7 protein-coding genes are annotated in these 9064 nt (G+C 39.5%); 1 reads left to right on the top strand and 6 read right to left on the bottom strand.

Translation table 11 applies throughout. The features are described from left to right. Window positions 1-433 precede the first annotated feature (433 nt). Window positions 434-961, bottom strand: coding sequence for a glycine zipper 2TM domain-containing protein (locus C9J38_RS14830; protein WP_107207758.1), 528 nt, complete (start codon window positions 959-961; stop codon window positions 434-436). Between the two features lie 267 nt (window positions 962-1228). On the opposite strand from C9J38_RS14830, the gene C9J38_RS14825 reads away from it, so the two are divergent. After that, the gene (locus tag C9J38_RS14825) at window positions 1229-2476 is read left to right on the top strand and encodes an MFS transporter (protein ID WP_107207757.1); all 1248 of its coding nucleotides are present in this window, start codon (window positions 1229-1231) and stop codon (window positions 2474-2476) included. On the opposite strand, the gene C9J38_RS14820 is transcribed toward C9J38_RS14825, so the two are convergent. The 5 genes from C9J38_RS14820 to C9J38_RS14800 all read right to left on the bottom strand — a co-directional run bounded on the left by C9J38_RS14820 (window position 2462) and on the right by C9J38_RS14800 (window position 9061). Then, complete coding sequence (locus C9J38_RS14820; protein WP_107207756.1) at window positions 2462-3076, bottom strand: trimeric intracellular cation channel family protein; 615 nt, start codon at window positions 3074-3076, stop codon at window positions 2462-2464. The two genes, C9J38_RS14825 and C9J38_RS14820, sit on opposite strands and share 15 nt — an antisense overlap. A gap of 146 nt (window positions 3077-3222) precedes the next feature. Continuing rightward, window positions 3223-4623 carry a glutamate decarboxylase gene (locus tag C9J38_RS14815; RefSeq protein ID WP_107207755.1) on the bottom strand — a complete coding sequence of 467 codons (1401 nt, stop codon included), beginning with the start codon at window positions 4621-4623 and terminating at the stop codon, window positions 3223-3225. 14 nt (window positions 4624-4637) lie between these two features. Further along, window positions 4638-5582, bottom strand: coding sequence for a glutaminase A (gene glsA, locus C9J38_RS14810; RefSeq protein WP_107207760.1), 945 nt, complete (start codon window positions 5580-5582; stop codon window positions 4638-4640). An 18-nt stretch (window positions 5583-5600) separates the two neighbouring features. After that, entirely contained in the window at window positions 5601-7121 is a 1521-nt protein-coding gene (gene gadC, locus C9J38_RS14805; RefSeq protein WP_107207754.1) for a putative glutamine/gamma-aminobutyrate antiporter GadC, read from the bottom strand. Window positions 7122-7660: 539 nt separating this feature from the next. Then, a complete protein-coding gene (locus C9J38_RS14800; protein ID WP_045084825.1) occupies window positions 7661-9061 on the bottom strand; it encodes a glutamate decarboxylase in 1401 nt (466 codons plus the stop codon). Window positions 9062-9064: the final 3 nt, after the last annotated feature.

Genomic DNA, 9064 nt, shown 5'->3' with positions numbered 1-9064 from the left:
ACCGGCCTGTCACGCCGGGGGTCGCGGGTTCGAGTCCCGTCCGCTCCGCCACTTATATTAAGCCCTAGTCGAAAGACTGGGGCTTTTTTACATTTGGAATAAATGAGTTAAATGTATTTGAGTGAGTGGTAGTTCAGTTGGTTAGGCTCTTTATTGGAGGGCTTACCGGCCTGTCACGCCGGGGGGCGCGGGTTCGAGTCCCGTCCGCTCCGCCACTTATATTAAGCCCTAGTCGAAAGACTAGGGCTTTTTTTCGTTTGTAAGAAATGAATATGATAGTGGGGTAGTTTGTTTGGTTAAGATTTAAAATTGAGAAGCTTAACTGCTGGTCACGCTGGGATGCGCTGGTATTAGGTGTGGAACCTACCATTATTAAATAAAAAAGCCCCGCTATTACTAGCAGGGCTTAGAATATTCTTATTGTGACTATAGATTAGATAACAACTTTACCGTTTTTAACCGCTAGCGTATCGCCAGTTGGTTTTTTATCCATACGAATTGTGTCTTTGTCATCGCCTAGTTGGTAGGTTACATCATAGCCAATGGTTTGTTCTGTTTTGCTATTTTCTGTGTGACAACGTTTTTCCATTGTTGTTGTTGTATGGCCTTCTTGGTATTTACCTTGAGCCATATTACCAGCAACGCCACCGGCTACTGCACCAGCTACTGTTGCGACTTTCTTACCGTTACCACCACCAACTTGGTGTCCTAGTACACCACCGGCAACAGCACCGGCAAGCGTACCTAACACTTTATTTTCGTCTTTAGGAGCGACTTTATGAGTCACAGCAACTTGCTCACAGACTTGGTGTGGTGTTGTTACTGTTTTAGTGACGGCTTTTACTGATAAAACTTTTGCTTCTGTTGGTTCGCTAGCGTGAGATTTTTCATTACACCCTGTTAACGATAAGCTTGAAATAGCAACCAGTGCACTTAGACCCACAATCATATGTTTTTTCATTATATCTCTCCTTAATTTTATGAAGTCTATTCTCCTGATTAGTTCCTGTTTAATGACAGAGCGTTGTGATTTAAATGTAAGCTAATAGTAAAATATTGAATGGATCGGATGTTGTTGATTTAGCATATGGATGGAAATAGCTGGTTTTATTTTTTAATAAAGGACTAAAATAAGAAACTTAAATTGATTAAGTAAATATAAATCACTTTAAAATGAGGACTAAAATAACGCGGTTAATTATTATCATCACTGAGTGGGCTTGTTGGAATGAATAATTCAACAGAAATCCTTTTAGCCGATCAAGTCAAAGGTGTTATTAAAGAGAACTGGAATATCCTATTTCTCGCTATATTAATAGTTAGCATCGGTCAGCTTAGTTTAGGCTTAGTCTTTCCTTTGTTACCTTGGATCCATCTTGATTTTAAAATTAATCAAAATCTTGCGGAAGGACTGATTGTTAGTTATTTGATCGGATATGGTCCATCACAATTATTCTATGGGCCGTTATCTTATGTTTATGGGCGGCGTCATGTATTATTAATAGGTTTGTTGATATCTATCCTTGGTTTAGGAGTTATCTTAACTTTTCACCATGACTTTTCTATTTTGATTATAGGACGCTTTATTCAAGGTGTTGGTGGAGGGTGTGAATCAGTTATTGCACGTTCAATGCTACATGATAGCTATAAAAATAAATTCTTTTTATCAGCAATGACGGGACTATCTATTATTTCTGCTTTTACTCCTATATTTTCACCGATTATGGGAGGGTTAGTGAATCACCATTTTGGTTGGTTTGCGGTTTTTATTTGCTTGTTTATCTATACCGTTCTAGGTTTTCTCATTTTATTTTTCTATTTGCCTGAAACATTATCTACACCTCGTGTCTCTATTTCATTTATTCCTATATTTCAATATTATGGCTCCTTGCTAAAAGATAGATACTTTCTTTCTTATGCGATGATCGGTTGGGTTAACTGGGCACTTGTCATATTTACCGGTTCATTAGCGCCATTTATTTTAGAATCACAATTACATATTACTTCAGAAAATTATGCTTATTGGTCTATTATTCCTGCAGTGGCGTTTTTACTTGCAAGTACATTATGCTTTATATTGAGGAAGTCTTACGGTACGCACCATATTGTTTTTATTGCTCCTGTTATTCAATTGAGTGTGGTTATGATCTTTTTATCACAACCAATGTCACTATTAACGCTAACAATTGGCTTTATTGGTGTGGCTGTTGCTCAAGCGCTTATTTATCCCTGTTCCCAATCCTTATTATTGGTACCTTACAGTAATCAATTAGGAACAGTAAGTGCGCTCTCTGGTGGCGGACAAATGTTATTCTCAGCGATTTTTATTTTTATCGCATGGCAGCTTAATCTTGATAATTATTACTCACTTACAGCCATTATATTTATTACGTCTCTCATAGGGCTGCTTTTTGCCTTGCTGGGCAAGCGATCTATGGCAAGTGCATCACTAGAAAATGAATTATTTAAGCAATAAAAAATCGGGGAATTTTTTTTTCTTTATTACAATGTACATGCGTAAAGCAATAATAAAGATAATACTGCTCAAGGTTGCGACATCTGGGTTAATGTGGTGCTCAGTTTGGAGAATATATAAGTAACAGCCGATAATAACGGGACTGGCATAAAACTCCGTATTGTTAAACATGGTTGGACGGTTGGTGAGAATGTCACGTAGTACGCCACCAAATACCGCAGTGATCATCCCCATAGTGATCGCAACATAGGGCGCATAATGTTGAGCGGTCAGATCTTTAGTGACTAACACTGAGAACATGGAAATACCAATCGCATCCAGAGTTACAATAATACGTTCGACTTTTACGTGTCGTAAATGTGGAGCAAGGAAAAAACCTATAAAAGAGCTGAGTAATGCTGTCCAAAAATAGGATGGATCTCTTATCCAAAAAACCTGATTTGTGGATAGTATAATATCTCTTACGGTTCCGCCTCCGAGTGCTGTTACCCATCCAATCACCATGATGCTGACGATATCTTTACCTTTATTAGATTCACTGATCACGGCACTTAATGCGAAGGCAATAATACAAATAATTTCAATCGTGTGAATAAACATTTAAGCGCCTATAGTGTGGTGATTGATTTTATTATTAATTGAAAAATATTAGCATGTTAGATATTAAATGGGAGAGCAAATAGTGAAGTTAGTGTTTTCAATAATAGCAAAGGTCAGTATTAAACTAACCTTTGCTTTCATTGGTATCAGCGACCGCTATGATCAAAGTTTTGTGTATCATCAGCTGTACACTGCGCTGTCGGATGAGAGTTTAAAAAATCAAGCGAGCGTTGGAAGTCAGCAATTAATAAGCTAGCAAGGTCTACTGTAAAGCCTTGTTTAACTAAGATACGTTGTACCACAATATCTTTCGCGTTTGCAGGCAAGCTATAAGCAGGTACTAACCAGCCTCGAGTACGTAGGCGATCCGCTAAGTCATATAAGCTAAATGAAACGTTAGCATTATTTTTTAAGCGCCATGAAATGGCTGGAATACCTTTTTCACGATTGCCGTCAAACAAGAACTCAAACAGATCAAATTTGTTTAACTCTTTAACGAGGTATTCGCACACATCGTAACTTGCATCATGAATACGTTTGTAACCTTCATAACCTAAACGTAGAAAGTTGTAGTATTGTGCAATGATTTGTCCTGCTGGACGAGAGAAATTCAAGGCGAAAGTCGGCATGTCACCACCTAAGTAGTTAACATGGAATACTAAGCCTTCAGGTAAATCTTCTTTGCTACGCCATACAACCCAGCCAACGCCTAATGGCGATAAACCAAACTTGTGGCCAGAAGTACTGATTGATTTAACCCGCTCTAAGCGGAAATCCCAAGGTTCAATTTCTGTGGCACAAAATGGGGCTAGCATTGCGCCGCTTGCGCCGTCAACGTGGATATCAATCGAGTTACCAGTGTCATGCTCGTAAGTATCTAGTGCATCAGATAACGGTTTTACTGTTTCGTATAAACCGGTGAAAGTTTGACCGAAAGTCGGTACCACCATAATAGTGTTATCATCAACGAGTTCTAACATGTCTTCTGGGGTCATAAAATAATGACCGTCGTCCATTTTAGTTTCGCGCATTTCAACGTCCCAGTAGCGGGCAAATTTTTCCCAACAAACTTGGACAGGGCCACAGACCATGTTTGGTTTATCGGTTGGTTGACCAAGAGCACGACGTTTTTCACGCCAGCGCCATAGGGCAGCCAAACCACCTAGCATACAGGCTTCACTTGAACCTGTGGTTGAAGTTCCGACTGTTGTAACAGAATCAGGTGCATTCCATAAATCCGCTAACATATGAACACAACGACCTTCAATTTCAGCAGATTGAGGGTATTCATCTTTATCAATCATGTTCTTATCAATGGATAGATCCATTAATTTATGCACTTCATCTTCTTCCCATGTTTGGCAGAAGGTCGCAAGATTTTGACGTGCATTACCATCTAGGTAAAGTTCATCACGGATCATTTGATAGATCACTTTAGGTGCTTGTTCTTGCTGTGGTAGTTTGGTCGTTGCCGCAACGTTATGAATAGTATCTGAGCCATAGATTGGATCATTACCTGTTTTACGGTTTACTTCATGAAGAGCCATAATTTTTCCCTACCTTAGTGTTGCTTACTGCTAAATAAGTTCCAAGCCATTGCTTGAGTAACATGCTTAATCATTTGTTGACCACGGATACTGTTACCAAATGGGTCTAGTCGTGGCGAGAATGCAGCCAGTGCACCTACGTTTGGAATAACCGTTACTAAACCGCCGCCAACGCCACTCTTTGCTGGTAAACCGACATCATATGCCCAATCACCAGAAGTATCGTAAAGCCCTTCCATTACCATCTCTGCGAGAATGTGGGGAATGTTTTGAGGGTCAATCACCTGTTGACCTGAGCATGGGTTTTTACCACCATTGGCCAGTGTTGCGCCTACGGTGGCAAGTTCTACCGTATTAAAGAGGGTAGAACATTGGCGTGTATAAACATCACACGCTTCAAGTGGCTCTGAATACATACGCCCAGATGATTCTAATAACAATGCGATAGCACGGTTATGAGTATTGGTCGTTTGTTCAGACTGATTGACTTCGTCAGAGAGCGATATTTCGCTGTTTGCTAGCAGGGATTGAAAGTTCAAAATCTGCTGCCAGCGTTGCTCTTTATCTGTCGCTTTAACTAAGCTCACTGTTGCCATTGCACCGGCATTAACGAGAGGGGTTAGGGGTTTACCGTTATGGAGTTCAAGTGCCAAAACGGAATTAAATGGCATCCCTGTTGGTTCTGCACCGACTTTACTGTGCAGCGCATCGGCGCCTGATTGTTCAAGAACTAATCCAAGCGTCATAATTTTTGAGATAGATTCAATAGCAAATTTATAATCACAGTCTTGTAATTGAATAATCTCGCCAGTAACAGACACAAAGGCTAAGCCTGTAAGTTCTGACGGTACTGATGCAAGAAACGGAATATATGAGGCGTTTTCGCCGTCGTTATTCGTTTTTGCTTCATTCAGTGCTTGCTGCATAATGACAGCAAGCTTTTCATTTAGTGGTGGCATTTGACGCATCCTTAACTCTTATTGATTTAATGTATGAGTTACTTTGTCTGATGGATTGATCACACCTGGATGAGTATCTTCTATTTCCCAAGTAAAGGGTGCAAAGTCTGAGACTGTTGGATCTTTCCAGTGCGGTTTACGGGCTTTGTAGATGAATAATGGAACAGCTACAAATATCACCGTTAGTACCACTAAGAAGCCAATGTATTCTTCAGGGCTACCGACTGAAATTTGACTTGGTGGAATGAAAGAGAAGATGAATGCTAATAGTGAACCAGAAAAGCCAACACCAGCTATGATCCACATTCCCATATCACCACCAGGGATTTTGTATGGACGAGGGCGATTAGGTTGGCTGTAGCGTAAATGAATCGCTGCAGCAAACATTAATAAGTACATGATGAGGTAAAGAACGACCGTTAATTGACTTAGAATTTGATAAGCAGCTTGAACTGAAGGTAATACTACAAACACAGTAGAAATCATGGTCACTAAGAACGCTTGTGCCATCATGATATGGGTTGCCATACCATTTTTGTTGGTGTATTGCCAAAAGCGTGGTAAATAACCACCTTTAGCAACCACAAGTAATGCCGATGAAGGACCTGCAACCCAGCCAACAACTCCAGCAAGTACACCTAGCGCTAAACAAGCTGCCATAATTGGCGCAGCCCAGCTGATGCCAGCCCAAGCAAACATATCATTGTAAGCGACTAATAAACTTTGAGTTAAGCTGATGTCTTGTTGTGGAATAACAAATGCAATTGCCAGCGTGCCAAGTACGAATACACAGACAGTACCAATCGCAGCAATCGCAATCGCAATTGGGTAGTTACGCGGCGCATTATCAACTTCTTTAACGTGAATCGCGTTCATTTCCATACCGGCATAGAATAAGAAGATACTTGCCGCTAAAACTACGTTATTAAAGTTAGAAAAGTCAGGAATAATATCGTGCCAAGAAAGTTGAATTTGTGGTGGCTTACCTGAGAAGAATAGGTAAGAGAAACCTAAAATAATTAATACGATACCAGGAATAACAGTACCAATTAACCCGCCCCATTTAGCCACTTTAGAAAAGGCTGCAGTGCCGCGTAAAGCGATGAAAGTTGCGAGCCAATAAATGGCTAATACTATTCCTAGTACGAAGAATTTATTTTGAGATAATGCTTGATCCCATGATTTATCTGGACCCATAAATGCAAGTGAAACAGAGCCAAAAGTTAATGCGGTTGGAAACCAAACAGTCACTTCAATCCATAGCATGAAGATCGCAACTAACGCTATTCGAGCTCCAAAAGCTTCGCCGACCCAGCGGAATACACCGCCTTTTTCAGACCAACCTGTCGCAAGCTCAGCGGCAACTAATGATACAGGAACCAGAAATACTACGGCGGCAAAAATATAATAAAAAATGGAGCTTAATCCGTATTCAGCTTCTGCTGGAAGACCGCGCAAACTCACTACTGCAACAATGTTTAACATTGCGAGAGCGAAAATGCTGATCCCCCCTTTTTTCGTTTTAATTGAATTTGTCATTGTTAACCAACTTATATTTAGTGCATTAAACTAATATTACAATATGAAAAATTAATTCATGTTGTAATTATATGTGAGAAAAAACATCAATAGAGTAGTACGTAAATTAAGGTGGATAATTATTATTGTTTATATTTGTGGATTATATATCAATAATTAAAGTTAACTTTATGATATGAGAAGTATTATTGGAATTATGTTTGGTAATATTTTTCTAGTGGTCTATTATTAATTTTTTAGTGACTGTTTTTAGTGACTGTTTTTAGTGACTGTTTTTAGTGACTGTTTTTAGTGACTGTTTTTAGTGACTGTTTTTAGTGACTGTTTTTAGGTTATTTTATGGGAGGGTTTAAATTATTTATTAAGACTCTTTTTATTTGTTTTTATCTGCAGATAAGCTGAAGGGGCGATTGAAAGGTTACTTTGATAATATTAAAGAGAATTTGGCGATTAATAATAGTAGGCGATTTTGGTTTATTAATATTAGTTAAATAAAGGCTGGCAAAACCAGCCTTTATTTAAAATAGATGTAAATATAATTAGCGACCACTATGATCAAATGTTTTTACATCTTCAGCAGTGCATTTAGCTTGTGCATGTGTATTTAGAAAATCAATTGAACGTTTAAAGTCAGCAATCAATAAATTAGCTAAATCAATCGTTAGACCTTGTTTAACTAAGATACGTTGTACCACAAGATCTTGCGCGTTTGCAGGTAAGCTATAAGCAGGCACTAACCAGCCACGAGTCCGTAGACGATCTGCTAAGTCATATAGGCTAAATGAAACATCAGCATCATTTTTTAAGCGCCATGAAATTGCTGGAATACCTTTTTCACGGTTACCGTCAAACAAGAATTCAAACAGATTAAATTTGTTTAACTCTTTGACGAGGTATTCGCATACATCGTAACTTGCATCATGAATACGTTTGTAGCCTTCATAACCTAAACGTAGGAAGTTGTAGTATTGCGCAATGATTTGTCCTGCAGGGCGAGAGAAATTCAAGGCGAAAGTCGGCATGTCACCACCTAAGTAGTTAACATGGAATACTAAGCCTTCAGGTAAATCTTCTTTACTACGCCATACAACCCAACCACAGCCTAAAGGTGCTAGACCGAATTTATGGCCAGAAGTACTTATTGATTTAACACGCTCTAAACGGAAGTCCCAAGGATCAATTTCTGGAGCACAAAATGGTGCTAGCATTGCGCCACTTGCACCGTCAACGTGGATATCGATAGAGTTACCAGTATCATGTTCGTAAGTATCTAGTGCATCAGATAACGGTTTTACTGTTTCGTATAAACCGGTGAAAGTTTGACCGAAAGTCGGTACCACCATGATAGTGTTTGCATCGACAAGCTCTAACATGTCTTCTGGCGTCATACAGTAATGACCATCAGCCATTTTTGTTTCACGCATTTCAATGTCCCAGTAGCGGGCAAATTTTTCCCAACAAACTTGGACTGGACCACAAACCATGTTTGGTTTATCGGTTGGTTGACCAAGAGCACGACGCTTTTCACGCCAGCGCCATAGGGCAGCCAAACCACCTAACATACATGCTTCACTAGAGCCTGTAGTTGAAGTACCGACGGTAGTTACTGATTCTGGTGAATTCCATAAATCCGCTAAAATATGAACACAGCGACCTTCTATTTCAGCAGACTGAGGGTATTCATCTTTATCAATCATGTTCTTATCAATGGATAGATCCATTAATTTGTGCACTTCATCTTCTTCCCATGTTTGGCAGAAGGTGGCAAGGTTTTGACGTGCATTACCATCAAGATAAAGTTCGTCACGGATCATTTGATAGATCACGTTAGGTGCTTGTTCTTGCTGTGGTAGCTTGGTAGTTGCCGCAACGTTATGAATAGTATCTGAGCCATAGATTGGATCATTACCAGTTTTACGTGTTACTTCATGAAGAGCCATAAT

Origin of the sequence: Photobacterium sp. GB-210, from assembly GCF_003026075.1 — a bacterium.
Lineage (GTDB): Bacteria > Pseudomonadota > Gammaproteobacteria > Enterobacterales > Vibrionaceae > Photobacterium.
The sequence above is the reverse complement of the archived record's forward strand: the minus strand, read 5'-3'. Positions and strand labels throughout refer to the sequence as shown.